We start from the raw sequence: 26,298 nt of genomic DNA, 5'->3' as shown, positions 1-26,298 counted from the left end.
GCCGCCTTGGGCGGCGTGGCAACCTGACTAATATCGATAGAACAAGGACAAGAAGATGAGCAAGACTTATGACATCGTCATCGCCGGCGGCGGCCACAACGGCCTGGTCGCTGCCTGCTACCTAGCCAAGGCCGGGCAGAGCGTCTGCGTGGTGGAAAAGAACGACAAGGTCGGCGGCGGTGTGATGACCCGCGAGCTGACCGTGCCCGGTTTCAAGCACGACGTCTGCTCGGTGGCGCACACCCTGCTGCAGGCCAACCCGCTGCTGCGCAACGACGAACTGGAGCTGAAAGCGAAGTTCGGCCTGAAGTACATCAACCCCGACAAGATGACCGCGATCTTCTACGATGACGGCAGCACCTTGGAGTTCTACACCGACCTGGAGCGCACCTGCCAGGCCATCGCCAAGTTCTCCGAGCGTGACGCCGAGGCCTACCGCCGCTTCAACCACCAGGTATTCCAGAACCTCGACATGCTGGTCATGGGCATGTTCAACACGCCACCGAGCGCCTCGCACCAGGCGCTGATAATGGAACAGAGCCAGGTCGGCCAGGAACTGATGCGCACCCAGGCGATGAGCGCCTGGGACTACATCAGCGAATGGTTCGAGAACGACAAGGTCAAGATCGCCCTGGCCCGCTACGCCTCCGAGGCGATGATGAACCCGTTCGACAACGGCACAGGCTTCGGCTTCTACATCATCCTGCCGCTGATGCACCGCTACGGCGTGGGCATCCCGGTCGGAGGCTCCGGTGCCTTCGCCGACGCCCTGCGCGCCTGCCTGGAACACCACGGCGGCGAGGTGCGCACCGAGGCGCCGATCCGCCAGTTCAAGATCGAAGGCGGCAAGGCGACCGGTGTGATCCTCGAAACCGGCGAGGAGATACTGGCCCGCAAAGGCGTGATTTCCACCCTGCACGCCAAGCAGGTATTCCCCGCCATGGTCCCCGGCTGCGAACTGCCCGAGGGCTTCGAGCAGCGTATCCGCACTCTCAAGCACAGCAGTTTCCAGCCGTTCAACATGCACGTCGCGCTGCATGAGGCGCCGCGCTACAAGGTCGGCCCGGCGGTGGACGACTTCTTCTGGGTGGAGCGCTCGCACTCCGACCCCGAGGAATTCGCCCGCGCCTTCCGCGACCTGGAGTACGGCATCCCGCGTCGCGACTTCATCGCCTACGTGACCCAGGACACCTACGACAAGACCCGCGCGCCGGAAGGCAAGCGCGTGCTCAACATGTACGCCTTCTGCCCCTACAACCTCAAGGGCGGCGCCCAGCGCTGGGACGAGATCGGCGAAGAGGTGGCACACGCCTTCCTCGACGACCTGCGCAAGCTCACCACCAACATGGACGACGACAACATCATCGGCTTCTCCTGGATGACCCCGCTGGACATCGAGCGCCACAACAACGCCATGATTGGTGCCGACATCCTGCACTTCGGCTCCTACTCCTGGCAGATCGCCGGCAACCGCCCCGCCCCAGGCTACGCCCAGTACAAGTCGCCGGTGGAGGGCCTGTACCTGGCCGGCGCCAGCACCCACCCCGGCGGCGGCGTCACCGCGGCTTCCGGACGCAACGTGGCGCGGGTGCTGCTGGAGGAATCCGGCCTGGACTTCGACGAACTGGTCGGCGCCTGACCACCCCCTTGCAGGAGCGATCGCAGCATGAAAATGTTCAGCAAGGAAGGTGTGGAGATGGTGGACGTCAAGTCCATCAAGCGGGATGGCGAGCAACTGGTCATCAAGGGCAAGGTCATGGGCGCCATGGCCACCACCATCCTGGTCAACCCGGAAGACTGCTGGCAGGCCGCCCGGCTGCTCGGCATCGGCGTGATCCTGCGCCTGCCGCTGATCCTGTTCAAGGGCTGGTTGGCCGCGCACAGGAAGGCCCGGGGTAACGACTGAGTCTGGTGCAAACGGAGCGCGACCATCGCACTCCGCTTGCCCGATCAAGCCTTGATGAAATAACGCACCGACAGCCTGCCGTTCTGGAAACGGTACAGCTCGATGGTTTCGATACCGCCACTGCCGTCGCGTAGCGCATTGCGATGGTGGCAGGCGGCTTCCTCGCCGTTGATGATGGTTTCCTTGACCTCCACGCGGAAACGCGGCTGCTGGTTTTCCCACATGCCTTCCAGGATCTGCCAGGGGTCGGTCGGCAAGGGCCGGCCGACGTATTCGATGCTCAGGCCGGCGGGCGACACCCGGCGGTAATGCTCGAAGAATCCCTCCTTGTCACCGTTGTTCCAACACTCGATCTGGCCATGCAGGAACTGCTCAATAGCTTCTTGCGCACTCATTTATTGCTCCTCGGTTTTCATGGGCGGGCCAAGCCCGCCTGACTTTTGCACAATCATTTAGGCGTGCTGTTGCTGGACCGCGACCACCGCAGCCGGCCGCAACCAGAGCAGGATCAATGGGCCGATGATAGAGCAGGCCAGGCAGCTCAACAGCACCGCCGAATAGCCGTCGTAGGCTTCGTAGAGGCGGCCAAAGAACACCGGCATCAGTCCGCCGAAGATGGTGACCAGCGCCAAGTGCAGGCCGAAGATCCGTGCGTATTCGCGCAGCCCGAAATAACGCGCCATAAGGAACGCCGCCAGGTCGAACTCCGCGCCGGCGCTGGCACCGATGCACAGGGTGGCGAGCACCAGTAGCGCCATGCTCTGCACGCCGCCGAGCAGGAAGATCGCACAACCGATGGCCGGTAGCGCCAGGCTGACCGCCGCGACCAGGATCGGCGGGTAGCGGTCCAGCAGATAGCCCACCAGCAAGCGCCCGGCGATGATGGAAACGCCGAAACTGCTGAATATCTGGCTCGCCGCCTGAGCGGAAAGCCCGTTGCTCTGCAGCATCGGCACGATATTGGTGACCATGCCGACGGTCAGGCACACCGACAGGATCAGCGCGATATTGAAACTCCAGTAGACCGGCGAGCGCAGCGCCTGGCGGAAGCTGAAACCGCTCAACGGCGATACCGCCTCTCCACTCGCCGGCGAGGTAGACTCCACTATGCTCGGCAAGCGCAGCCAGAACAGCGCCATCGGCAAGGTAAACAGCAACGGCATCGCCGCCAGGGTGAAAAAGCCCGCCTGCCAGCCGAACTGGGCAATCAGCCGCACCAGCAGCGGCGGCAGAACTACAGCCATCAGTCCGGTGCCGCAGAGAATGACCGCCAAGGCCAGGCCACGGTTGCGCTCGAACCACAGGTTGACCAGTTGCGTCCAGGTAATGGCGATGGTTCCCGCGCAGACCAGCGGCATGGCGAAGTACGCCAGGTACAGCCAGCCGATGGAGTGCTCGATCCGGGTGATCGCCGCATAACCGATCACCTGCAGCACGATCGAGACGATAGCCACCCGCCGCAGGCCGAAGCGCCGGTACAAGGGGCCGACCAGTTGGGTGGAGATCGCCACCCCGGCGAACAGGAAGGTGATCGACGCCTGCAAGTCGCCCCGACTCCAGCCGAAAGCCTGTTCGAGCGGAATCACCAGGGTGCCGAAGCCGTAGAGCAGGCCCACGCTGATGCTGGTACAGATGCCGGCGAGGCCGAGCAAGAGCACACGCCAACCGCGCTTGAATTCGCCGGTGTCGATAGCGGCCTTGGGTCGTGAAGGGGATGGGGCGGACATAGGGGACTCCTGGCGCCACCCGTCGTGCCGAGCGGGCGGCGCGATCTGGGCTCAATGCCCCTTGAGGATTTCTTCGACCTTCGGCAGGGTCACCATGGTGGCACCGCCGTCGACCAGCAGCGAAGTACCGGTGATGTAGGACGCCTCGTTGGACGTCAGAAAGAGCGCGGCCGAGGCGATGTCCGCCGACTGCCCCAAGCGCGGCACGGGGAAATGTTCGGCCAGCCGGTGCGGCAGGTCCTCGCCCAGGGTTGCGAGCATATGGTCGGTGCCGATCAGCCCCGGTTCGATCACGTTGACCAGAATATTCAAGGCACCGAACTCCACCGCCAGACCACGCGCAAAGGCGTTCATGAACGCCTTGCTGGAACCATAGGGAATCAAGGTCGGCGTGTACTTGCGATTGGCCTCGCCCGATGAGATGAAAATGATCCGCCCCTTGTCCTGCGCCTTGGCCAGATGAGGTGCCGCGTCCTTGGCCAGCCAGAACAACGATTGGATGTTGCTGCGCACCAGATGATCAAAGGTTTCATCCGCCATCTCGGTAATCAGCCCGTGAGCCGTATCGGCGGCGCAGTGCACCAGGATATCCAAGGCGCCAAACGCTTCGATGGCACCGTCGACCATGGACTTGACCGCCACGCGATCGGCGATGTCGCCGCCCACCAGCCAGGCCTGCGCGCCGAGCGCCCGGATCTGCGCAATGGTTTCCTCGCCATACTCGCGGGTACGGGCCGACACCACCACCCGCGCGCCCTCCGTCGCATAGGCCAGGGCGATGGCGCGCCCCATGCCACGCCCGGCACCGGTGATCAGCACCACCTTGTCTTTGAATCTCATCGACAGCTTCCTCTTATTCTTGTTCGTTAGGGCTCCCGCAACGGCCAGGCCGGCAGGAGCCCATAGTCGCAACGCCGCTGGGCTTTAGAGATCCCGGCCCGGCACGTTACGCGCGGAACCGTTGCGCCGGTCGGACTCGCCCCATCCCAGCCAATGCGAGGGCTCGCGGGTATCGCCAACCCGGCGCCAGCGTCCTTCCTGCTGTGCTGTGATCGGGAAACCGCCGACGAAGTCGATCATTTCGCCCTTTTCGTCAGGCAGGAACTCCCACTCCTCCTTGCCATCCAGCACCACTTTGGCCGACTCCAGGAAGTAGCTGCCGTCCTTGTGCTTGGTCTGCCCTTCGATGTCGGTGGTGACGCGTACCTCGCCCTTGTCGTTGGCGAAGATGGCATAGCCGAGGTGGTCATGGCCGACCATGAAGGAGCCGGTATCCCAACTGCCGTCCTTGTACACGGTGACGAACGACCACCAGATGACGTGCTTGTTGTTGTTGACCACCAGATCCTTCTTGAAATGGATGGCACCACCCTCGGCCATGTAGAACTGGTCGAGCGCCATCGCCCCCTTCACCGGCTTGCCTTCGCAGACGCCGGCGAGTTCCCACAACTGCGACACGTAGAACGTGCCCCACTCCACCCCAGGCAGGTACCACTGCAAGCCTGGGCCGAGCAGCCTGCCCTCCAGCTGGAACAGGCCATCTTCTCTCCAGGTCAAACGCTCGCTGTTGGCGGTGATCTCCCAGCCGTTACCGGCCTCACCCGGCTGGTTGGTCCAGCGCACGGTGTCGCCGTCCAGAGTCTGCAGCGGCATGGGGGTCAGCGCCTGGCGGGCCATTTTCTCGTGGTCCATGCGCAGGTTGACGCCGTCGACATGGTTGTTCAGGTAGAAGAACTTGGTCGGGTTCGGCGTGCCGCCCGGGGCCATCAGCGATCGCACGAACGAATAGATATTGCCGTCCTCGTCGCGCACCGAGCCGAACGGCGAGGACTTGCTCAATTGCAGGCCGAAGAAGCCGCGGCTGCCGCCCATCGCGGCACCACTGACCTGGTGCGGGCCGACCAGTTGCTGAAAGCCGAAGTCGCCGCGCTCGGGAATCGTCTTGAACGTTCTCATGGGAATCATCTCTTGTCGTTATCGTCGAAAGTCACGCAAGGCAGATTGGGCTGGTGCCGCTCAGTCCCAGATCACCGGGAGAGACGCGGCACCGCGCAACTGCGCACCTTCGATGACCGGGGCCGGTTGCGACGGGTCCAGGCGCAGGTTGGGGAACAGGTCGAGAATGGCGTTGATCGAGCAACTGATCTCGACCTTGGCGATGAACTGGCCAATGCACATATGCGGGCCGAAGCCGAAGCCGAAGGCGGGCTTGAGCTTGCGATCGATGTCGAACACCTCGGGATTCTCAAAGGCGTCCTCATCGCGATTGGCGGAGACCACCATGCACTGCACGAAGGAGCCCTTGGGAATCTTCACCCCGTGGAACTCGACATCCTTGGCGGTCTCGCGCACCTTGAAGGTGGCCACCGGTTCGAAGCGCGCAGTTTCATCCATCAGCTTTGGAATCAGCGAGCGATCGGCCTTGACCCGCTCCAGCAGGCCCGGGGTGGTGAGCAGCAGGGTCATCACCGAACTGAACATGCGCGTGGTGGTTTCGCCGGCAGCGGGCAACAGCGAGCGGGTGAAGGTGATCACCTCATGATCATCCAGGGTGCGGCCTTCGTACTCGGCGCGTAGCAGACGCCCGACCACATCGTCGCCCTGGCTACCCTCCGCGCGGCGGCGCACCACGACCTCCTGGATGGCGTCGTACAGCCCCTTTACCGCGATGCCGGCCTTCTGCCGGGCCTCGGCCATCTTCTCCGGATCGATCTGGTTGCCGCCGACCATCGCCAGCGCCCAGGCGGCGTACTGCTTGTACTTGGACGGGTCATCGGAGGGAAATCCCATCAGCGCGTACATGATACGGATCGGCAACTCCAGGCCGAACTGCATCAGGTCGGCCTTCTTCTCCGGGATCAGCGGCTCCAGGAAGCCCTTGCGGATCACCTCGTCGATCTGCCCACGCCACTTGTTCACGTTCTCCGGCATGAAGGCCGGTTGCAACAGGGCACGTACCTTGCGGTGCGGCTCGCCGTCCATGGCCAGGATCACCAGGCCATCGAAGAAGGCGCCCAGGCCCTCGGCGATGAAGCCACTGGTGAAGGTATTGCCGTCGCGCAACACCGCCATCACGTCCTGGTACTTGAACAGGGCGAAGGTCGGACGCGTCCCCTGCTGGATGCCGGCATTGGTCGGCACACCGAACTGGGTGATGAAGTCGCCTTGGTAGACGGGGGATTTCAGGCGCTGCTCCCGGCACACTTCATGGATGTCCAGGTTCGTGCCCAGGTAGGTTGCCGATACCGCGGCGTAGGCACTCTTGAGATCGATCGGGGACTCGTTAGGGGTAGCACTCATGTTCACTTCTCGCTCTATTGAATTGTCATTGCCATTGACCTGTCGAGCGACGCGGCTCGCCGCACCGGCCCCTGTGGAGCCCCAACCGATCAATGGCCGGACGGCCGCGCTCACGCCCCAGGCGTGGACTGGCCAACAGGTTGCTGACTGGCACCTGCCGGTACCGTTGTGCGGGCGCTGGCACGCTTGCCCAGGTAGCGCTTGGCCCGCTGGGCAGCCAGGCGCCCGGCCATGCCGTTGACACCGCCACCGGGGTGGATGCCGGCACTGCCTAAATAGAGGCCTTCGACCGGCAGGGTATCGCCGCCCAGACCGTGAGCCGGGCGCATGCTGCTGGAGCGCAGAGTGGTCGTGTCGATGTGCACAACGCAGCCATTCACCGTGTTCAAGCGCGCGGTGAAATCCGGCGCGGCCTCGAGGCGGCGGCCAATAATGGTGTGTTCATTAACGCCCTCGATGTATTCGCTGACCTGGCTGATCAGCTGATCGGCGACCCGCTCGCGCAACGCATCCCAGCCTTCGACGGGGTTGACCGGCATGGCCGGCGGGTAGATGTACAGCACGTCCTGGCCGCTCGGCGCCTGCGACGGGTCGACAGCGCTGGGCGCGGCGAAGGTGATGTAAGGCAAGCGCGGCACTTCGCCGCGCGCACTGGCGGCGAAGTTCTCCAGCACCGCCTCGGCGGTCCCGATCAACAGGCAGGCCTTGCGCAGGTCGATGCCGTCGCCGCGCATGGCCTCGAAACGCGGCACCGAGATCTGCCCGTTCAGGGCCAGGTCGAGTTTGACCGGTCCGGCGCCATGGGCGTTGGCCGGCGCCATCGCCACACGGGTCAGCAGTTGCTGCTCGATCGCCCCCGGCGTGACCATCTCCAGCGCCACCTTGGGATGGCAGCTGGCGACCACCGCACGGGCATGGAACTCTTGGCCGTCCACCAGGCGCACCCCGCGCACCTTGCCGTCAACGGCGACGATCTCGGCCACCGAGGCCGAGGTCATCACCGTCCCGCCCAACTCTTCGAAGCGCGAGCGCAGCGCATCGCTGAGCTTCTGCATGCCGCCGATCACCCGGCCTACGCCAAAGCGATGAAGGAAGGCCACCAGGGCGTAGTAGATGCCGCTGCCATCCGCCGTGATCACCCCGGCCAGCCCGGTCAGCGCGCACATGGCAGAGATGGTCACCGGGTGTTCGAAACGCTCCAGCGCCGCCTGGTAGGCCGAGCCGGTCATCAACGCCATCAACTCAGGCTTGAGCTTGCGATTGCGCAACACGGTTCCCAGAACCTTGAGTTTGGTGCCCAGATTGAACTTGGCCGGATCGGCCCGCATCATCGGCAGCGCCATGTCGATAAAGGCATCCAGCACCTTGACGAACGCCAGATAGGCGTCGGCATCGCGCGGGCTATAACGGCGGATTTCCTCGGCGGTTCTGTTGGGGTCACGCCAGAACACCACCGAGGTGCCGTCCGGGTGCAGATAGACATAGCCAGGCGAGTACTCGACCGCCTGAAAACCGTGGCGATCCAACTCCAGTTCAAGCGGTACATGGGCATGCACACGCATCGACATCATGTCCAATGCGCAAGGATGCACCAGGTGCTCGGGAGCCTCGGGGATCAGGTAGCCAGAAGATGCCATGCCGCCGACCTTGCCCAACGCCTCCAGCACCATCACCTTGTTGCCCTCGGCGGCCAGGTAGCAGCCGGCTGTCAGGCCATTGTGTCCGCCCCCAACAATGAGGACATCGAACTCGGCATTACTCAACGTCATATTTGCTCTCCATGGCCGGTCGATACGACGCCAGCCGACTTGTGGTGCACTTCAATGGCCTGGTTCGTTATCGGATCATCCATACGCGGACAATCGGCGACGCCAGCAAAGCGCACGTCACTTAAGCCGGCGAGTACGAACCAGCCGTATTTAATCGTTTGCAAGAGGCTCACCTGCGTCAGGCCGAAAGCCTTGCAGCCAGGTAACCCGCCTCCTGCTCGCTATATACGCTGATTGGTAACAGCCGCTCAGCGTGAAAAGAATCAGTTCAGCAATAGCCCGCGCACGGCATTAACACCGAGCACAGCACGCCCGAACTATTGAAACGTTGTGTTGGCAACTGTCTGCTGACCACTATGCGTTTCCCTGCGCCTGAGCGTCGGCCAGGGCAGCCGCGATAGAGGCGATGATCGCTAGATAACTTGAGACAGTTGGTAGAAGGTTCATCAGGCCGATCTCCGTTATTAGACTTATCGAGAAATCGCAACGCAGTTCACCGCGATTGCCGAGTAATACCCTAACGAATAAGCAGCCACAGCAGCAGCGTATCCGTTTGACCTTGAGTAAAACGAAAGCAGCCAGATGTCTTGGTCGGGAGAACGCGCGCTCGTAGCATGGGGCCGACAACGCAAGTGCACTCGCTATCAGCGCTGCCAATCCGGCGAAACAGTCGAAGTGCCGAACTTGGGTCATTCAAGGAAACCGCATGATTACGCGCATGGATCACTTCACCATCGTCACCGATCAGCTGCAGAGCACTCGCCACTTTTATGTGGAGATACTTGGCTTGCGCGAAGGGCCGCGCCCGCCCTTCCCCATTGCCGGTTACTGGCTGTACGTCGGACCCCATCCGGTCCTGCACGTGATTGCCGTCGAACGGATGCCCGAGCCGCGCCGTGGAGTGCTCGATCACATGGCCTTTCGCGCCGAGGGCCTGGCGGCCACCCTGGAGCGCCTGGATAAGCATGGCATCGCCTTTCGCATCATTCGCGCACCGGGCGAAACCCGCACATGGCAACTGTTCTGCAACGACCCCAACGGGGTCGAGGTGGAACTGGACTTCGCGGAGGCGGAAGTCGCCCCGGCCGATTGGAAAGCCCGTTGCGCGACATGAGCGACAGCGGCGCAACCTGGGCTGCGGCTAAATCAGCCCGGCATAGCTGCCGCCATCCACCTGCAGGTTCTGCCCGGTGATATAGCCGGCCTGGGCCGAGCAGAAGAACGCGCAGGCCGCGGCAAACTCTTCGGCCGTACCGAAGCGCCGGGCCGGAATCGGCCGGAGCATTTCCGCCCGCGCCTGTTCCAGGCTGCAGCCCTTGTGCTTGGCCAGCTGTGCGCTCATGAACTGCAAGCGATCGGTTTCGATACGCTCCGGCAACAGGTTATTCAGGGTGACGTTGTCACGCACGACTTCGCTGGCCAGCGCCTTGGAAAAGGCCGTCAGCCCTGCCCGGGCAGCGGTGGACAGGCCAAGTGGCAGGCGTGGCGACTTGACCATGGCCGAGGTGATATTGACGATCCGCCCGAAACGCCGGGCGCGCATGCCGCCAACCACGGCCTGGATCAGCAGAATCGCCGAGAGCATGTTGGCCTCCACCGCCGCTAGCCAGGCGCCGTGATCCCACTCCTCGATGCGCCCCGGAGCAGGCCCGCCATTGTTGGTGATCAGGATGTCCGGTTCCGGGCAGGCGGCCAACAGGGCGGCACGCCCGGCCTCGCTGCTGACATCGGCAGCCACCACCAGCGGCTGGCGTCCAGTCAGGGCCATGATCTCGGCTGCAGTTCGGGCCAGCTGCCCGGCATCACGGCCGTTGATCACCAGCTCGCAGCCTTCTTGCGCCAGGGCCAGCGCACAGGCTTTACCCAGGCCACGGGATGACGCACAGACAATGGCCTTACGGCCGGCAATTCGCAGATCCATGGCAACTCCCCTCTTGCTTTAGTAGCGCTTTTGGCCTCTTCGCCGACTCGGCATTGCCACCTATACGGCGACGGTGCGGCGCTCACCCGGCGGCATGGCAAAGCCATACGCAAAGGGTCGACGTGTTAATCTGCGTATCAATCAGGCGCCGATCTCGCTGCCGGCGTAAGGCAGACGGAACAACAATAAAATGAATACTTCCTCAGTTCGCACCGAACCCAATAAACGCAATACCTTGAACCGCTTGCTGGAAGTCGCTCGCCAGGAGTTTTCTAAAAAAGGCCTGAGCGGCGCACGCATCGAGGACATAGCCCGCGAAGCCGGGATTACCAAACAGCTCGTTTATCACTATTACGGTTCGAAAGAGCGACTGTTCAGTGCTGTACTGGATGAGTCCTCGCAACGGATCATGGCCGAACTCATCGCTCTCGACGTCGAACACCTGGCGCCGACAGTTGCCTTGCGCGAATTACTCTACTACTGCTTCGATCAATACCGGGATGATCCGTTCTTGGGCGCGCTGGCCCTTGAAGGCATTCGCTACCATGACGCCCATGACACGCCACGCAACATGTTTGCCGACCTGACGCCTGCCCTCGCAGAAAAATTCGACAATATTCTTAAACGCGGCGCGCAATGCGGGGAGTTCAAAGCCGTGGCCGATCCACGGCTGTTTCTTGCAACGGCCGCCCTGCTCACCTCAGGCGGTTTTACCAACCACTACTCCATGTCGGTGCTGGTAGGTGTCGATACGCGCTCTACGCAGGGCATGCAGCTGTGGCGGCAGCACTCGGTCGACTTCATCGTGTCGAGCATCAGCCTCGTTCCCGCCCCGGCGTAAACGCCTCAAGCAGCCGGGTAAAAAACACCCTACCCGGCTCACCGGCGCACTCAGCGGCAACCAATCACATGCCGCCCCGGCCCGACTTCTGGAAGAACTCGCGCATCGCCACCAACGAGGGCGTGTGGCTGCTGAAGCCGCCGTCCGCCACCAGAGTGGTGCCGGTCACGAACGACGACTCGTCGCACGCCAGGAACGCCACGACGTTGGCGATTTCGCGAGGCGTCCCCAGTTCCGGAGTCATGTGGTTGTCGCGCAGGATATCCAGCAATTGTGCGGGCATGGAATCATGGGCGTTCTCCGCCGGCGCCAGGCCGATCTGTACGGCATTGGCGCGGATACCCTGCTTGCCATACTGAGCGGCGACCAGCCGCGGCAACATGATCAGCGCCGCCTTGGAGGTGGCATAGCCGGTCAGGGAAAGATCGCCCTGCACGCCCAGTCCCGAGGTGGCGAAGATCACCGAGCCTTTGCCCTGCTTGAGCATCACTGGAATGCTGTATTTACAGCACAACACCGCCCCGCGTAGGTTAACGGCAATCGCCCGATCCCAGGCGGCCATGTCCAGGTTGCAGATATCGCGGTCGCGCTGGCGTTGCTCTACATCCAGAACAGCCGCGTTGTTGTGCAGGATATCGATGCGCCCGAAACGCTCGACTACCGCCGCTACCATGGCCTCGACCGACTCTTCGGAGGACACGTCGGTGCACAGGCCAATGGCCTGCCCACCTTGCGCCACAATCGACTCTGCCACCTGCTGTGCGGCCTCGCCATTGATATCGACGACCGCAATCTGAGCGCCGTGGGAAGCCAGCACACGGGCGCACTCAGCACCCAGGCCGCCGCCCGAACCGGTGATGATGGCGACGCGGCCATCCAGTTTTCCTGTTGTCATGCTGGTTCTCTCTTCTTGTCGATCAAGCGGGGAATGCTTCATTCACCGGTGAAACGCGGCGCGCGTTTCTCACTGAAGGCGCTGGCCGCCTCTTTCGCGTCCTGAGTGGTGGCCAGCAAGGCGAACAGGTCCAACTCGAGGTCAAGACCACTCTTCAGGTCCAATTCCAGCGACGCGCGCGCGGCCCTCTTGACATACAACGAGGCCATCGGCGGCTTGCTGGCGATGCGTTGGGCGAACTCAGTTACCTCGCTCAACAAGCTTGCAGCATCGCTGGCCAACCGGCTGATCAAACCGATCTGCCGGGCCTCTTCTGCGTTCATCCGGTCACCGGAAAGCAGCATATCCAGAGCTCGTCCGGCGGCCACCACCCGGGAAAGGCGCTGGGTGCCACCACCACCGGGGATCAAGCCAAGGCCGGTTTCCGGCAGGGCGAAAATCGCGTTCGGCGACGCGAAGCGGATATCGCAGGCCAGCGCCAGTTCCAGGCCGCCGCCCATGCAGTACCCGTGGATCGCGGCAATGATTGGCTTGGCGACCTGATCCAGCGACTCGATCCAGCGAGCCCGCTGCATACGTTGGCGCACCTGCAGGGAAGTCTCCGCACCACGCCGTTCCTTGATGTCGGCGCCGGCGCAGAAGCCACGCTCGCCTTCGCCACGGATGACGATGACCCGTACCTGCGGATCCTTGTCCAGCAGCGCCAGAGCTTCTGGCACGCCTTGGCGAATCTGATCATTGATCGCGTTGATCTGCCCCGGCCGGGTCAGCACGACCCAGCCAACCGCCGCATCGCGCTCGACGCGTACAGCCTCGTTAATCACCAAGGGCAACTGTTGGCTGGTATCGGCATTCATACGGGACACTCCTCAAACTCGAAGACCTGGCCGTCAAGCTCCTTCGGATCGATCTTGATCAGTGACTTGCCACCGACCGCCTCGGACGACTCGATCCAGTCGAAGGCCGTGCCGCGGGCGCGCAGATCCTCGGCCTTGGCGGCCAGGTCGTTGACCCCGATGCGGATGTAGTAAGGGCCTGGCCCCCAGTTATTCACGTAGTGACCGGCATCGGTGTTCCAGTAGGTCGCCTCGATGATATCCAAGGTCGCGCTATTGGCGACGGTGAAACCCATGCGTGCGCGGCGGTAGCCTTCGCTACGAATATGTTCTACCGGACCGCTTGGTTCCCAATCGAGATTGCTGGAGACCATGCGCAGAGTTTCATCGAGGTCGCGCACGAGGAAACCGCGCGCGGTCACCCGCACCATGTCGCCCGGCTTCAGGTCGCGCGGCTGGGCCGGCGGCTGGGCGTAAGTTTCCGCCGGCATCTGCAGCGGCTCGGTGGGCATGATCTCGATGCACAGTCCACCATCGACCGTGGGCCGGTAATAGGGCTGCTCCGGAGTCGCACCCAGCCAGAGACGGTCGAACGGCATTTCCGGGGTGCGCTGGGCCATACGGAACGGCAGGCGGCGACGCATCAACTTGTCGACCAGGGCGTCGAACTTGTCGCCATGCAACGCCAGGACGATGGAGTGGGTGATCATCGGCCGATGATGGCCCTGAAAGTCCTTCAGGCTTTCGAGAAAGTCATGGAACAGCGGATCGCCAGGATTCGGCAGATCCAGGTGCCATTGCGGTTCGATGCGAGTCGGCGCGACGGCCAACGACTTGTGCACGCGCAGGAAGTGCGCGATATACGGATGGTTGTCGAACGCCTGGCGCCAGCGCTCGTGTTTGTAAATACCGAGCTTATCCACCAGCTTTTCCGTCATCCCATCGGGATCCGGAACCATCATGTCGGCACTCATCAACAATTCGAACATAACACTCTCCCTCCAATAGCTGGCCAGGACGCTATCCTTGGCCGATAAGTCAGTGGATTACGCCGCCCGTGCGACGAATCCGATCAATGAGCTGTAACCGCCTGGGTATGGCTGTCGGCCTGTTCGCGCGAGCGCGGCGGTTCATCGGTACCGAGGGTCTCGGTAGCCGTGACGGTGGTCTTCGGGTTGAGCAGGAAATGCGACAGCGCCGGGATGAGGATCAAGGCGCCGAGCATGTTCCAGAGGAACATGAAGGTCAGCAGGATGCCCATGTCGGCCTGGAACTTGATCGGAGACCAGGCCCAGGTGATGACACCGGCGGCCATGGTCAAGCCGATCAGCGCCACCACGCGGCCAGTGAAATCCAACGAGCGGCGGTAGGCCACGGCCAGCGTGCCGCCGCGCTCCTGCACCGCGATCTGCACGCTGAGCAGATAGAGTGCGTAATCCACCCCCACACCCACACCAACGGCGATCACCGGCAAGGTTGCCACCTTGAGGCCGATACCCAGCCAGACCATCAATGCCTTGCAGATGATCGTGGTCATGATCAGCGGAATCAGCGCGACCACGGTGGCGCGCCAACTGCGGAAGGTCAGCAGGCAGAGCAGCGCCGTGGCGCCATACACCGCGAGGTACATGGTGACGATGCCCTTCTCCACCTCGATGTTGGTGGCCGCCTCGATTCCGGCATTGCCGGCGGCCAGGAGAAACTGAATCGGCTGTTCGGCATCCGCGGCGGTGTTGTGCTGAGCGGCGAAGCTCTCAGCTACCTGCAGCACGCGGTTCAAGGTATCGGCCTTATGGTCCGCCAGGTAGGCGATCAGCGGTGTGACCGAACATTGCTGGTTGGTGATACCAGGCGACGAGATCATCGCCGCGTCCACCGACGAGTTGGTGATCGCCTGGTCGCGACTGATGGTCAGCCACTTCGGACTGCCCTCGGCCATGCCCGAGGTAACGAAGCGCACGGTTTCGGCTAGCGAGCTGGTGGTCTGCACGCCCTCGGTCTGGCGCAGGCGAGAGGCCAGGCGATCCATGGTTTGCAGTGACTGGTAAAGACGGCAGCTGTCTTCGTTGGTCTTCATGATGACCACAAACTGGTCGCTGGACAGGCCGTAATGCTCGGTGATGTAAGCGCTGTCGCGGTTGTAGCGCGAGTCGGGACGCAACTCAGGCGCGCCGGGGTCGAGATCGCCGATCTTCAGGTCGAGCATGACCACGCTGCAGACCACCGTGACGACGACCGACAAGACGATGACCACCGTCGCCCAACGGCGCTCGGTGAAACGATCCAGACCGTGCCAGACATGCCCCAGGAGGCTGCGATTCTGTTCGCCGGCGCGGTCCTTCTCGATGGCGATGCGCGCGGCCTTCTTGCTCACACCGATATAGGACAGCGCGACCGGAATCAGCAACAGTTTGGTGAAGATCAGCACGGCCACGCCGATGCTGGTGGTGATGGCCAGGTCGCGGATCACCGGAATATCGATGATCACCAGCACGGCGAACCCGACTATATTGCACAACAGTGCGGTGAGCCCGGTGAGGAACAGGCGCCGAAAGGTGTAGCGCGCCGCGATGTACTTGTGGGTGCCGCGGCCGATGTCCTGGAGGATGCCATTCATCTTCTGCGTGCCATGGGAAACCCCGATGGCGAAGATCAGAAACGGTACCAGAATCGAATACGGGTCCAGCTCGTAGCCGAGCAGTTGCATCAGCCCCAGCAGCCAGACCACCCCCGCCACCGCGATACTCACCAGCAACAGGGTGCTGCGCAGGCAACGGGTATAGAAATAAACGAACAACGCGGCGATCACCACCGAGGCGCCGAAGAACATCATCACGGCGTAGAGCCCATCGATCAGATCGCCCACCAGCTTGCTGAAGCCGACGATATGAATCCCGATCTTGTCGCTTTGCAGCGAGCGGATCTGTTCTTCCAACTGGCTGGAGAACTCGCCGTAATTCAGCGGCTGGCCAGTCTGCGGATGGGTGTCGAGCAAAGGCGCGACTATCATGCTCGAGGTCGCGTCGTTGGCCACCAGGCTGCCGATGATGCCCGCCCGATTGATGTTACGCCGCAAGGCGCTGACCGAGGCCTCGCTGCCATCGTAGTCGGACGGCATTACCGCGCCGCCATCGATACCAACCTCGGTCACTTCCTTCCAACGTACGATCGGCATCCACAGCGACTTCATCCAGGAACGATCGATGCCGGGAATCAGGTAGAGCGTGTCGTTGACCTCCTGCAGGGCCTGCAGGTACTCAGGATCGTAGATATCACCCTGCTTGTTCGACACCACCACCCGGATGCTGTTACCCAGACCCGGCAGCTGATCCTTGTAGGCCAGGTAGTTCTTGATGTACGGGCTGGCGCTAGGAATCATCCGCTCGAAGCTGGCATTGACCTCCAGCCGCGTCGCAAAGAAACCGAGTACCAGCGTAGCGAGCAGGCACGCAACGACTACCAGCATGCGGTTACTGAAAACAATCCGCTCGAGGAGCCCCCCGGACGACTTGTCGAAGTCCCGAAGGTTCGGAATCACTGGCATCCCGCTGTTGTACTTTTGCTCTACCATTTCTGCTCACTCACTGAGGGATCGTACCGACAACTCATTTTGCCTGGGCGATCTCGACGACCTGGGCGCCGGAAAAACGGGTCACGACCAACCTGCCGGCCTTGTCGGTTGCACTGGCTGCATGGACTTCCCCGGCATTGGCCGCGCGCAACGGAGTGACCTGCAAACTGCCGCGATCGAGGGCGATCATTTCGCCGTTCTGGCTGACCAGAATCAGTTGGCTGTCCTGTTCTACTGCGCTCACCAGGCTGGCCGTGAGGCCCGTCTCGATCTTCAACCACTCCTGCCCCTGGTCGCGGCTGACAAACAGGTTGCCGCGCAGGCCATGCACGAGCAGCAGGTCGCTGGCGGCATGCACACCAAACAAGGTGCCGGAATAGGGTGTTTCCAGCATGACGAAACGTTGCGACTGCTGATCCAGATGCATCAGCAGTCCTTGCTCGCCGCTGACGAAGAATCTGCCGCGGTGTTCGGCCAGGGCATACAGGTGCATACGCCGGTCGTTCTCGGTGCGCTCGACCCAGGGCTCCCAGGTGGCGCCATCATCGGTGCTGCGCAGGATCATGCCAAAGGCGCCAACGACAAAACCCTGACCATTAGCGTCGAACAACACATCGAGCAACGGCGCAGCCAAAACATCTGGGCTGGCCGAGGTCCCCATCGCCAGGTCGATTTCCTGGAGCATGTCTTGCGCTACGGAATCGCCGTTGTCGGCACGCTGGCCATAAAATTCGCGCAATAGGGTCAACAGGCTGCGCCCGTCCAACTGCACCGCCCAACTGCGACCACCATCACTGGTGTGCAATAACAGCGAATCATGGCCAACGATCCAGCCATGCTGGGCATCACGAAAACGCACCTGCACCAGGTCGCTGGCGACCGGGCTCGGCACTTGCTCCCAGCTCTTGCCGCTATCAGACGAACGCAGGATCAAGCCGTGCGGGCCGACGCTGAACAGGTCGTTCCCTGCCCGCGCCACGCCGATCAGCGGTGTGGGAAGTCGAGTATCGATCTGCTGCGCCGGCGTGCGAAGGGAGTCGATAACAGAGGATGGCGCCGCCTCGGCAACAGCAACCAACATCATAGTGGAAAGAACCGCGATGATCGACGGCAGGGATCTACGCAACAGCCTCGCCAACTGGCGATTGCGTAACAGGCAGAACATCTCAAGGTCAGCGCCAATCATTATTTTTATCCTCAACCGCACAGGGGTACGCTGCCGCGCTTTCGCCCATTGAGCGAATGCGTACCCGCTGCTAGCAAAACATTATTCTCGGCATCCGGACACGAACCTGGTTCGTACCCGGATGCCGTAACGCGATCAGCGCTGGGTGACTCGCGAGACGATTGCCTCGGGTTTCATCTCGCGCTCGGAAAGTGGCGTATCGACAAATTTGTAGCCACCTTTCAGGGCATCGTTGACCAGGGCGTACATGCCCTTGTTGAAGTCATAGATGACGTTCTTCACGTTATAAGGAATGTCCTTGTCGTACAGCTGCACACCGCTGAGGAACATCGAACGATACAGAGCATTGCTCTTGTCCCAGGCGTCGTACAGACCGACCCCAAAGGTGTCCTCGTCGAGGTAGTAGGTGCGTTTGCTATACACGTGACGCTTGCCCGGCTTGAGCGTGGCTTCGACGACCCACACCCTGTGCAACTCCCAGCGCTCGCATTGCGGATTGGCATGGTCGGTCAGAAATTGCTCATCCTGCTTGCAATCGAAGTAGAACTTGTAGGCGTTATTGGGGATGTACATCTCCTTACGCCCTACCAGTTTGTAATCGAAGCGTTCCTGACTGCCGGAAAACATCTGCAGTTCGTCGAACAGGGTTACGCCGCCCTGGCTGGCCACGGGTGTATCGAAGGCAAACTCCGGGGCCAGTTTGATCCGGCGCTGCCCTGGCGTGTAACTGAAGGCGCGGCGCGGCTTGGCCAGTGGATCGAGGTAGTCGCTCAACACAACCACTTCACCGGAACGACGTGCCGGGTAGTCATTGCGCGAGAACACCCTGGCATACATCAAGGGATCGCGGTCAGCCTGATTGACCTGGTAATACGGCATCTCTTCGAAGGTGGCCTGCTCGGCAGCCTTGGTCACCTGACCGTTGCTATCGATGACCCAGCTATTGGAGGACGAGGTGGTGGAGTAACCGGTACCGATCTTGTAGCGCAGCTGCTGGTTCCAGATCACCTCGTTACCGGTTTTCGGGATCGGGAACGGCAAACCGCCGCGGCAAACTGGATCGACCGCCAGGCCATCTTTCTGGATAACGCACTCGGTAGCATTACGTATTGTCGCATCGACCACTGCCTTGGGATAAGCGGCAGTGCGATGACTCGGGTAAATATCCAGGTAGTATTCCGGATACTTCTTCAGCAGGGTTTTCTGCCCTTCGCTCAGCTTGTCGGCATATTGATCGACGTTTTTCGAGTCGATGCGAAACAGTGGTTTTTCATCCTTGAAGGGATCGACCCAGAAACCGCTGTCCGGTTTGAAGCCGGCCGGTGCCTGACGCAGGCCACCTTCATAGGCAGGAATAGTACCCTCGGCATTGCCGGCTTGAATGGCGCCCCAGGGGGTCAAGGTTTTGCCCAGCTCAGCAGCTTCTTCGGGGCTCACCGCCGCGAGCGCACACGCCGACAATCCACTCAAGGCAATAGTTAGTGCGAGTTGTAGTTTCATAACCAGTCTCCGATCTTGGAATTATTAAAAGGAGGTCTTATAGGTGAACGCCAGCCAGCCGCGATCGGTGCCGCCTACGGCACCGTTGCCGTTGATCATCCGGTCACCGTTAGCGTTACGCGAGTTCTTTTCCTGTGCCGAGGTGTCGGCATAGCGCAGGCTGAACTCATGCAGCGAGCGGTAGGTCATCTTGGCGCCGACCGACCAGGAGAGTGCACCTTCACTACCACCGCCGGCACTGGCGGCGTTGCCGTTCAGGCCGTAGTTGACCGTCAGCGGAACATCCAAGGTCCAGGAAGGCAGAATCTCCACGTACTGTGGCGTGTAGTTCACCGCAACGGCGTAGTAGTCCTTGGTCGAGCAGCCATCTGACTTGTCGCCGGCCCCACCTGTCTGGATATCCCGGCACCCGGCGAAGCCTTCGCCCTTGTACAGTTCCTCGTGAGAGGTGACCTTGTCCAGGTGGCTGTAGGCGAACTCGGCCACCAGAGTGGCGTTATTGGCGATGAAGTTACGCGGCACGCCGTAAACAGCGTTAGCCACGAAGTGGATGGTGTCGCCACGCGGACCTTCATCATCCACCAGACTGACGCCTGTGGCGTTGAGCGCACCGCCCTTGCGGTAGGACAGATCGGCACCGACCGACGCCGTGCCAATGGCGGTGGACATGCTCAGGCCATAGAGTTTGACATCGCGCGGATAGACCAGTCGGTACTCGCGAGTCGCCAGGTTGACCTGCGGCGCCAGCCACGCCTGGTAGTCGTCGAACTCACGGTAGTAGGCGCCGACTGTGGCCTCGATGGCCTCGATGTCCAACTTGCCCATCACGCCCCAGTTCTGGCCATCGCGACCGCGCTTGGAGGTCGCATGGTTGAGGTTGAAGCCGGGGGCCGCAGGCAGACGATCGGGCCCCTCGAAGAACGGGTCCGCGGCGCCAAAATAAGTACCACCGTAGGGGAAGCGGGTGTTATCCCACTCATAGAAGTATTGCGCACCGAGTGTCAGGTTGTCGGTGACCAGCGCCTTGGCCGAGACCTGCCCGATCGGCAAGAACACTTCCTTGGTCTCGATACCCGGGCTGGTGACCGCTTTCACCGCATCCACGGGCGCCTGCGAGTAGGACACGGCGTGCGCGCCAAACAGCAAGCCCTCCCCCCAGAACAGCGCATGGCGGCCCGCCTTAATGTTGACCGGGGCCGCGCCTATATTGAAATTGCTCCAGACGAAGGCATCGAGGATCTCGCCCGACGGACCATTGACGTAGCGCTCTACTTCGCGGCTATAGCGATTGTTGTTGTAACTGGTGGCAAACCCCGGGACGCTGCTCTCGACCGAGGTATCGTCGTAGGCATTGTCGTACCAGCCGGCAGCGCTGACCCGCCCACCGAAATCGCTTTTGTAGGACACGTCGAACTCGGTCAGCAGATCCAGGCGATTGGTGACGATGTCGCCCTTGTCGAACTTGCCGTCGGACTCGTCGAAATTCGGGTTGTTGAGGATCTTTTGCTCCTGATCCTCCATGCGCATGCCCAGGTTATAGCGCACGGTATTGTCCCAACGCATGCGAATGTCAGGGTTACCGACATCAATCTGCATCGCCGTGGCGCCTCCTGCACAGCTCATGATCGCAAGCGCCAAGGCACTGCGAGGCATCGAGACGCGACCAAGCTTACTCATCATCTTCATATCAGCTCCTTTTGTTCTTATTTTCAACAACTTAGGAATTATCAGCCACACGCTTGACCTTCATGAGTCCTACAAGGCGGTGGCCTCAACTGCACATAAGCGGCAGAACCGTTCCACTTAGCGTGAGGCCTACCATAGCGCATCAAAACATCAAATTCCACATGCAGATTGAAGTTCTTTATACAGAATTCTATGGTTTGTTATACACAACCCTTCTCAAGTGCATTACAGAGCAGGGGCAAGACAAACCAGCCTCAGGGTAGCGCCAAGCTCGGGACCTTCGAACGGCGCCCAAACAAAATAAACATATATTCTGTTTTTGTTCATAAATTACTTTATTCCACGCATCGGATTGGCTTTAATGAGCCTAGCATCCGCGCTGCATAGTGCAGCCTAGAAGGGGAGCCGTACGCCTCGTATGCCCCCATTCCCACTCACACGGAGACCTCATGAATATTGATCTCAGTGGCAAGCGCGTGATCGTGACCGGCGCGTCCCGAGGTATCGGCCAGGCTATTGCCCAGGCATTCGCCGCAGAAGGTGCGCGGGTCGCGATCTGCGCACGTACCGAAGAGGCCGTCGTTACGGCCGGCAAGGCGTTACAAGCAAACGCCGAGGCAGTGATCGCCCGCGCGGTCGATGTAACCGATAGCGCGGCCGTCAAGCAGTTCGTTCAGGAAGTCGCCGACAGCTGGGGCGGGGTGGATGTGCTGGTCAACAACGCAGGCCAGGGCAAGGGCGGCAATCTGGATACGCTGACGCCGGAAGACATCCTCGAACACGCGAACATTCTGCAGATGGGCCATTTTCGCTTTGTCCAGGCGGTCGTGCCCTTCATGCGTGAACAGCGCTGGGGGCGGATCATCGAGATCAATGCCCTGGCGGGTACCGTTCCAACGCCGGATGGAATCCCGTCCGTGATCAACCGCGCCGCCTGCGTGGCTCTGTCGCGCTCGTTGGGCATGTCACTGGCCAAGGACAACATACTGGTCAACAGCCTGAACATGGGCTGGATCGATACCGGGCAGTGGGATCGTCACTACAAGGAAATGGGACCGGGCGTAAGCCGCGAGGAATTCGATGCCATGGTCATGAAGGTGGTGCCGATCGGCCGCTATGGCAAACCGGAAGACGTAGCCGGCATGGCTCTGTTCCTGGCCAGCGAATACGCTAGTTTCATCAGCGCCGCCTCCATTGATATCGCCGGCGGCATGGGTGGGCAGATCGCCTACTTCCCTACCCTCAAGCGCGATTTCGCGGCCATGATCCGCGAGCGCAACAGCAACCAAAACGGCTGACTACAACCTGCCCCAAGGCCCGCCTCGACAGGCATGTTGCGGGCGGCGACTACCGCAATCAGGAGCCTCCCCATGAGTCAGAAACTCTACGATATCCCGCTGAAATCCATCGAAGGCAATCCCCTGACGCTCGATCAGTTCAAAGGCAAGGTGCTGCTGATCGTCAACGTCGCCTCGAAATGTGGACTCACCCCGCAATACGAAGGCCTCGAGGCACTCTATGAAGAAAAGCGTGCACAAGGGTTCGAAGTACTGGGTTTTCCAGCGAACGATTTCCGTGGCCAGGAGCCGGGCAGCGATGAGGAGATTCAGGCGTTTTGCAATCTCAACTACAGCGTTCAGTTTCCACTGTTCGCCAAGATCGCGGTAACCGGTGCCGAGCAGCACCCACTGTACAGCATACTCACAGAGGCCCAACCGCTCGCCAGCGGCGACGGCCCGATGCGCGAGCGGCTCAAGGGCTACGGCATCGAAGTCGAGCCGGCACCGGCAGTGCAGTGGAACTTCGAGAAGTTCCTGGTCAGCCGCGACGGGCAGGTGGTTGGACGCTTCGCCCCGGACATCGCGGCCGACGACGCTGACCTGCGCCAGGCCATCGACGCCCAATTAAACCTGACACCTTAACCCTCAGCGCCCTACCCCACTGATCATCGAGGCCAGCCCCGGCCATGCCTCGATGATCGGCCGTCTTTCAGGACGCACAGGCCATGATCAGGAACTGGCGAAACGCCTGGGCCGGCTCGGATAGTTGCGCCTCGGGGCGCCAGATCAGCCCCAATTCCATGGGTGGAATGACATCGACCAGCGGCCGACTCTCGATTTTCTTGCCTTCCAGCGACCAGGCCCGATAAAGCATGTCGGAGAGTATGGTCACGCCAAAACCATGAGCGACCAGCCCGCGCAAGGCTTCCATCGATGACGTTCGAAACGCCACCTTGGGCATCCGCCCCTGGGACTGCCAATAGCGCAGAGCCGAAACTTCCCCCTCGTCCACAGTCGGCATGATGTACGCATGCTCTGCCACGTCTGCCAACGTGATTGACGAGACTGCATTCAGCGGATGCTGAGTGGCCAACCACAACTGACGCCGCGAGCGGATCAGTACATGGTGCTCGAAGCGCATCAAATCCTGGGTATTGGAAATGATGGCCAAGCCAAGATCCAACTCGCCACTGAGAACCGCCGTCTCGATACTCGGTCGATCCATGTCGAGCAGGTCGATCTCCACCTGCGGGTAGCTGCGCTTGAAGCGCGCCAGCAAGGCGGGCAGAAAGTAGCCGAGCACCGTATAGGACGCCCCGACTCGCACCACCCCTTGCATCGAGTGCCCAAGAAACAACGGCTCGCTAAGCGCATCCTGCAGGGTGTCGAGGATATGTCGCGCGTGTTGGGCGAACTTGTTGCCTTCGGCGGTCAAGGCAACGCCATAGGGCAAGCGCTCGAACAGGCTGACGCCAAGCGCCTGCTCCAACTGCAAGACAGCGGCAGTGATGGCCGACTGCGAGACATGCACCTTGAGCGCCGCCTGGGAAAACTGGCCCGCGTCGGCCGCCGCTACGAAGTAGCGCAACTGTCGCATCGAAATATCTTTGCCCTTAGCCATCTGCTTATCTGATACCTGTGACCTGTAATTGTGAACTGCCTTCGGGCATCCGCTGAGTACACTCAGTTGCTGAGCGGATTTGCGCCTCACTAGGGATGCGGATCCGGCTGCAGACGCGGTTTCGCGACCGCCCGGCTTAAGCACCAATAATAAGAATGGCTGAAGGTAGAAGATGAATCCGATCAACTATAGCGAGTACGAATCCGAACATTCAGGCGACTTTCAGACCGAAGCCTCGTTATACCAGAAGGGCTTCGATATCCGCCTCGAGCATGCGCGCTGGTCCTGCTCAGGCACGGCGTCGGTGGAAATCCGCAACAGCTGTTTGATACGCCTAAGGTTGCCAGCCGACGACTTCAACCAAGGCGAATCCGAACACAATCTCGGAAGGTTTTCCGGGCGGGGCATGCGCCACTTCAAGCCACTTGGCCAACTCCTATTCATTCCTCATGGTACCGAGTTTCATCTCAAGCATGGGGCCTGCCAACAGAAAGCACTGATCTGCCTGTTCGACACCGCAGCGTTAGGGGCACTGGCGGCGTATCACTGGAACTGGGAAGAATGCGCCAACGAAAGCATGCTGAACCTGCAGAGCCCCTACCTCCAGGCCTCATTGCAGCGGCTGGCCGAAGAAGTCGCAGCGCCAGGATTCGCCAGCGAGTTACATACCGAATGCCTGCTGACCAGTATCGCCCTGGATCTGCGACGAGAATTTCTCGGCACCCAGGACTCCGGCGATGCCGCTGGCAAGCTCAGTGCCAGACAGCTCGCGTTGGTGCGCGAACTGGTGGACGCCGGCCCCGCGGAAGACCTTTCCCTTCAGCGCCTGGCGGACATTTGCGCCTTACCGGTCAGGAAGCTCTCGGTCTACTTCAAGAACACCACCGGCAAGACGCTGCGCCACTATGCCGCGCAAACCCGCATGAACAAGGCCATGGCGCTACTCGCCGACCAGCGCCTGCTGATCAAGCAGGTCGCCTATCAGAGCGGCTTCCAGAATGCTGCAGCTTTTTCCGCTGCTTTTCGCAAGGCGGTTGGCCTGACGCCAGAGGAATTTCGCCGACAGCGTTTGGGCTGAGACGCGCCCCGATGTACCACCGGTAGCAACTAGCAATCCCGGGCGGCGCTTTTACCTTCGCAAACAGACAGACAAATAAAACGGCCCACAAGGGCCGCAAAGTTCATGGCGCTTTCGCGGCTAAAGTCGCTCAACGGTTTGTTGTTGCGTCAGGTGCGGTTTAACGACAAACGCCCTCTCTAACCCATTCAGCGCCTGATGCTAGCCGTGATCTTGGCATGCGGGCCGGACACTTGCGCTGCCCACGCTTCGGCAGCCTGGTCCAAGGTGTAATCGACGTAGTCGACGTGGATCTGTTGCTCCTTGGCGATCTTCAGCAGGCGCTTCCAGATCTGCTCGCGATCGGCTGGCGGCCGCTGGCCGGTACCGATGCACGACAGGGTGCGGAACAGCAGGTCGGCGATGTCCAGATTGAGCTGACGCCCGGCACCGGTACCGATGGTCATGATCCGCGCGCCCCAGTTGGTGGCTTTCAGCGAGGTCAGCATCGGCTGGCCGCAGACCAGATCGAGGACCACGTCGAAGCCGCCGCCGGATGCATCCTTGAGCGCGGCCACGTCATCGGCACCGCCCAGGGTCACCACCTCGTCGGCGATGCCCCGTGACTTCAACCGCAGCAAGGCTTCCTCGGAGCGCGCCGCGCCCACCACCTTGCCTGCGCCCATGCCGCGGGCCAGTTGCAGAGCGATCTGACCGAGGGTGCCGGTGGCCCCGAGGATCAGCACCTTCTCGCCTTTCTGGATCTTCGCCTGCTCCAGCGGCACGATGGCGCCGGTGGCAGCAATACCCATGCTGATGGCGGTCTTGTCATCCACGTCGTCCGGCACATCCCAGACTTCCGCAGCCGGCACCACGGTGCGCTCGGCCCAGGCACCGAACGGCAACAGCGAACGCTCACCGAAATACACGCGGCGGCCATCGGGGGCACGACCGACGCCCTCGCCACGAATGACACACGGGTATTCCACGCCCAGGCGGTAGGCGCCCAGCACATCCCAGCCACCCAGGCCGGCGGTATCCACTTCGATCAGCACCGAGCCTTCCTGCGGCTCGGGCTCGCGGAACTCGCCGACCACCGGCGGAGCGTTACGTTCGGAAATCACAGCAGCACGCATATTGCCTCCATCACGGACTCTTGTTGTTGGCACTCATCGGTCCGGACAAATTGAACACATTTCTAC

At 61.4% G+C, this 26,298-nt stretch carries 24 protein-coding genes; 7 read left to right on the top strand and 17 right to left on the bottom strand.

The window, feature by feature from the left end:
* Positions 1–55: 55 nt before the first annotated feature.
* Positions 56–1,639, top strand: coding sequence for a phytoene desaturase family protein (locus tag BM315_RS17210; RefSeq protein ID WP_090503274.1), 1,584 nt, complete (start codon positions 56–58; stop codon positions 1,637–1,639).
* 27 nt (positions 1,640–1,666) lie between these two features.
* Positions 1,667–1,906: a hypothetical protein gene (locus tag BM315_RS17205; protein WP_090503272.1), complete on the top strand. Its 240-nt coding sequence runs from the start codon at positions 1,667–1,669 to the stop codon at positions 1,904–1,906.
* Between the two features lie 44 nt (positions 1,907–1,950).
* Here the strand turns inward: BM315_RS17205 and BM315_RS17200 are convergent, their stop codons facing one another.
* The 7 genes from BM315_RS17200 to BM315_RS24700 form a co-directional block, all read right to left on the bottom strand.
* Positions 1,951–2,301, bottom strand: coding sequence for a nuclear transport factor 2-like protein (locus BM315_RS17200; protein WP_090503269.1), 351 nt, complete (start codon positions 2,299–2,301; stop codon positions 1,951–1,953).
* A 57-nt stretch (positions 2,302–2,358) separates the two neighbouring features.
* Complete coding sequence (locus tag BM315_RS17195) at positions 2,359–3,633, bottom strand: MFS transporter (protein WP_090503265.1); 1,275 nt, start codon at positions 3,631–3,633, stop codon at positions 2,359–2,361.
* 51 nt (positions 3,634–3,684) lie between these two features.
* Positions 3,685–4,473, bottom strand: a complete 789-nt coding sequence (locus tag BM315_RS17190) for an SDR family NAD(P)-dependent oxidoreductase (RefSeq protein WP_090503263.1) — start codon at positions 4,471–4,473, stop codon at positions 3,685–3,687.
* Between the two features lie 84 nt (positions 4,474–4,557).
* Positions 4,558–5,589, bottom strand: coding sequence for a hypothetical protein (locus tag BM315_RS17185; RefSeq protein WP_090503260.1), 1,032 nt, complete (start codon positions 5,587–5,589; stop codon positions 4,558–4,560).
* 60 nt (positions 5,590–5,649) lie between these two features.
* Entirely contained in the window at positions 5,650–6,933 is a 1,284-nt protein-coding gene (locus BM315_RS17180) for a cytochrome P450 (protein WP_090503258.1), read from the bottom strand.
* Positions 6,934–7,043: 110 nt separating this feature from the next.
* Positions 7,044–8,702 (bottom strand): phytoene desaturase family protein, encoded by a 1,659-nt coding sequence (locus tag BM315_RS17175; RefSeq protein ID WP_090503256.1) that lies wholly within the window; start codon positions 8,700–8,702, stop codon positions 7,044–7,046.
* Positions 8,699–8,866, bottom strand: a complete 168-nt coding sequence (locus tag BM315_RS24700; RefSeq protein WP_170862244.1) for a hypothetical protein — start codon at positions 8,864–8,866, stop codon at positions 8,699–8,701. The genes BM315_RS17175 and BM315_RS24700 overlap by 4 nt, the downstream gene beginning before the upstream one ends.
* Before the next feature lie 542 nt (positions 8,867–9,408).
* On the opposite strand from BM315_RS24700, the gene BM315_RS17170 reads away from it, so the two are divergent.
* Entirely contained in the window at positions 9,409–9,816 is a 408-nt protein-coding gene (locus tag BM315_RS17170) for a VOC family protein (protein ID WP_090503253.1), read from the top strand.
* Between the two features lie 27 nt (positions 9,817–9,843).
* On the opposite strand, the gene BM315_RS17165 is transcribed toward BM315_RS17170, so the two are convergent.
* The gene (locus BM315_RS17165) at positions 9,844–10,623 is read right to left on the bottom strand and encodes an SDR family oxidoreductase (RefSeq protein WP_090503250.1); all 780 of its coding nucleotides are present in this window, start codon (positions 10,621–10,623) and stop codon (positions 9,844–9,846) included.
* A 190-nt stretch (positions 10,624–10,813) separates the two neighbouring features.
* On the opposite strand from BM315_RS17165, the gene BM315_RS17160 reads away from it, so the two are divergent.
* Positions 10,814–11,464 carry a TetR/AcrR family transcriptional regulator gene (locus BM315_RS17160; protein WP_090503248.1) on the top strand — a complete coding sequence of 217 codons (651 nt, stop codon included), beginning with the start codon at positions 10,814–10,816 and terminating at the stop codon, positions 11,462–11,464.
* 64 nt (positions 11,465–11,528) lie between these two features.
* Here the strand turns inward: BM315_RS17160 and BM315_RS17155 are convergent, their stop codons facing one another.
* The 7 genes from BM315_RS17155 to BM315_RS17125 form a co-directional block, all read right to left on the bottom strand.
* Positions 11,529–12,359, bottom strand: a complete 831-nt coding sequence (locus tag BM315_RS17155; protein WP_090503247.1) for an SDR family NAD(P)-dependent oxidoreductase — start codon at positions 12,357–12,359, stop codon at positions 11,529–11,531.
* A gap of 38 nt (positions 12,360–12,397) precedes the next feature.
* Positions 12,398–13,216, bottom strand: coding sequence for an enoyl-CoA hydratase/isomerase family protein (locus BM315_RS17150; RefSeq protein WP_090503244.1), 819 nt, complete (start codon positions 13,214–13,216; stop codon positions 12,398–12,400).
* Entirely contained in the window at positions 13,213–14,184 is a 972-nt protein-coding gene (locus BM315_RS17145; protein ID WP_090503239.1) for a VOC family protein, read from the bottom strand. The genes BM315_RS17150 and BM315_RS17145 overlap by 4 nt, the downstream gene beginning before the upstream one ends.
* Before the next feature lie 83 nt (positions 14,185–14,267).
* Positions 14,268–16,766: an efflux RND transporter permease subunit gene (locus BM315_RS17140; protein ID WP_090503236.1), complete on the bottom strand. Its 2,499-nt coding sequence runs from the start codon at positions 16,764–16,766 to the stop codon at positions 14,268–14,270.
* Between the two features lie 34 nt (positions 16,767–16,800).
* Positions 16,801–17,952: a WD40/YVTN/BNR-like repeat-containing protein gene (locus tag BM315_RS17135; RefSeq protein ID WP_090503234.1), complete on the bottom strand. Its 1,152-nt coding sequence runs from the start codon at positions 17,950–17,952 to the stop codon at positions 16,801–16,803.
* Between the two features lie 135 nt (positions 17,953–18,087).
* Positions 18,088–19,452, bottom strand: a complete 1,365-nt coding sequence (locus BM315_RS17130; RefSeq protein WP_090503231.1) for a DUF1329 domain-containing protein — start codon at positions 19,450–19,452, stop codon at positions 18,088–18,090.
* A 24-nt stretch (positions 19,453–19,476) separates the two neighbouring features.
* Positions 19,477–21,138, bottom strand: coding sequence for a DUF1302 domain-containing protein (locus BM315_RS17125; protein ID WP_090503227.1), 1,662 nt, complete (start codon positions 21,136–21,138; stop codon positions 19,477–19,479).
* A 449-nt stretch (positions 21,139–21,587) separates the two neighbouring features.
* Here BM315_RS17125 and BM315_RS17120 point away from each other — a divergent pair, with 449 nt between their 5' ends.
* Positions 21,588–22,436 carry an SDR family oxidoreductase gene (locus tag BM315_RS17120; RefSeq protein WP_090503225.1) on the top strand — a complete coding sequence of 283 codons (849 nt, stop codon included), beginning with the start codon at positions 21,588–21,590 and terminating at the stop codon, positions 22,434–22,436.
* Positions 22,437–22,508: 72 nt separating this feature from the next.
* Positions 22,509–23,060 (top strand): glutathione peroxidase, encoded by a 552-nt coding sequence (locus BM315_RS17115; protein ID WP_090503222.1) that lies wholly within the window; start codon positions 22,509–22,511, stop codon positions 23,058–23,060.
* A 67-nt stretch (positions 23,061–23,127) separates the two neighbouring features.
* On the opposite strand, the gene BM315_RS17110 is transcribed toward BM315_RS17115, so the two are convergent.
* A complete protein-coding gene (locus BM315_RS17110) occupies positions 23,128–24,039 on the bottom strand; it encodes a LysR family transcriptional regulator (protein WP_090503219.1) in 912 nt (303 codons plus the stop codon).
* A gap of 172 nt (positions 24,040–24,211) precedes the next feature.
* On the opposite strand from BM315_RS17110, the gene BM315_RS17105 reads away from it, so the two are divergent.
* The gene (locus tag BM315_RS17105; RefSeq protein WP_090503216.1) at positions 24,212–25,117 is read left to right on the top strand and encodes a helix-turn-helix domain-containing protein; all 906 of its coding nucleotides are present in this window, start codon (positions 24,212–24,214) and stop codon (positions 25,115–25,117) included.
* Between the two features lie 188 nt (positions 25,118–25,305).
* Here the strand turns inward: BM315_RS17105 and BM315_RS17100 are convergent, their stop codons facing one another.
* Positions 25,306–26,232, bottom strand: a complete 927-nt coding sequence (locus BM315_RS17100; protein WP_090503214.1) for a quinone oxidoreductase family protein — start codon at positions 26,230–26,232, stop codon at positions 25,306–25,308.
* Positions 26,233–26,298: the final 66 nt, after the last annotated feature.

The sequence above is a fragment of the Pseudomonas borbori genome (assembly GCF_900115555.1).
In the GTDB taxonomy this organism is placed as follows: domain Bacteria; phylum Pseudomonadota; class Gammaproteobacteria; order Pseudomonadales; family Pseudomonadaceae; genus Aquipseudomonas; species Aquipseudomonas borbori.
This window is presented reverse-complemented; position numbering and strand designations above follow the sequence as displayed.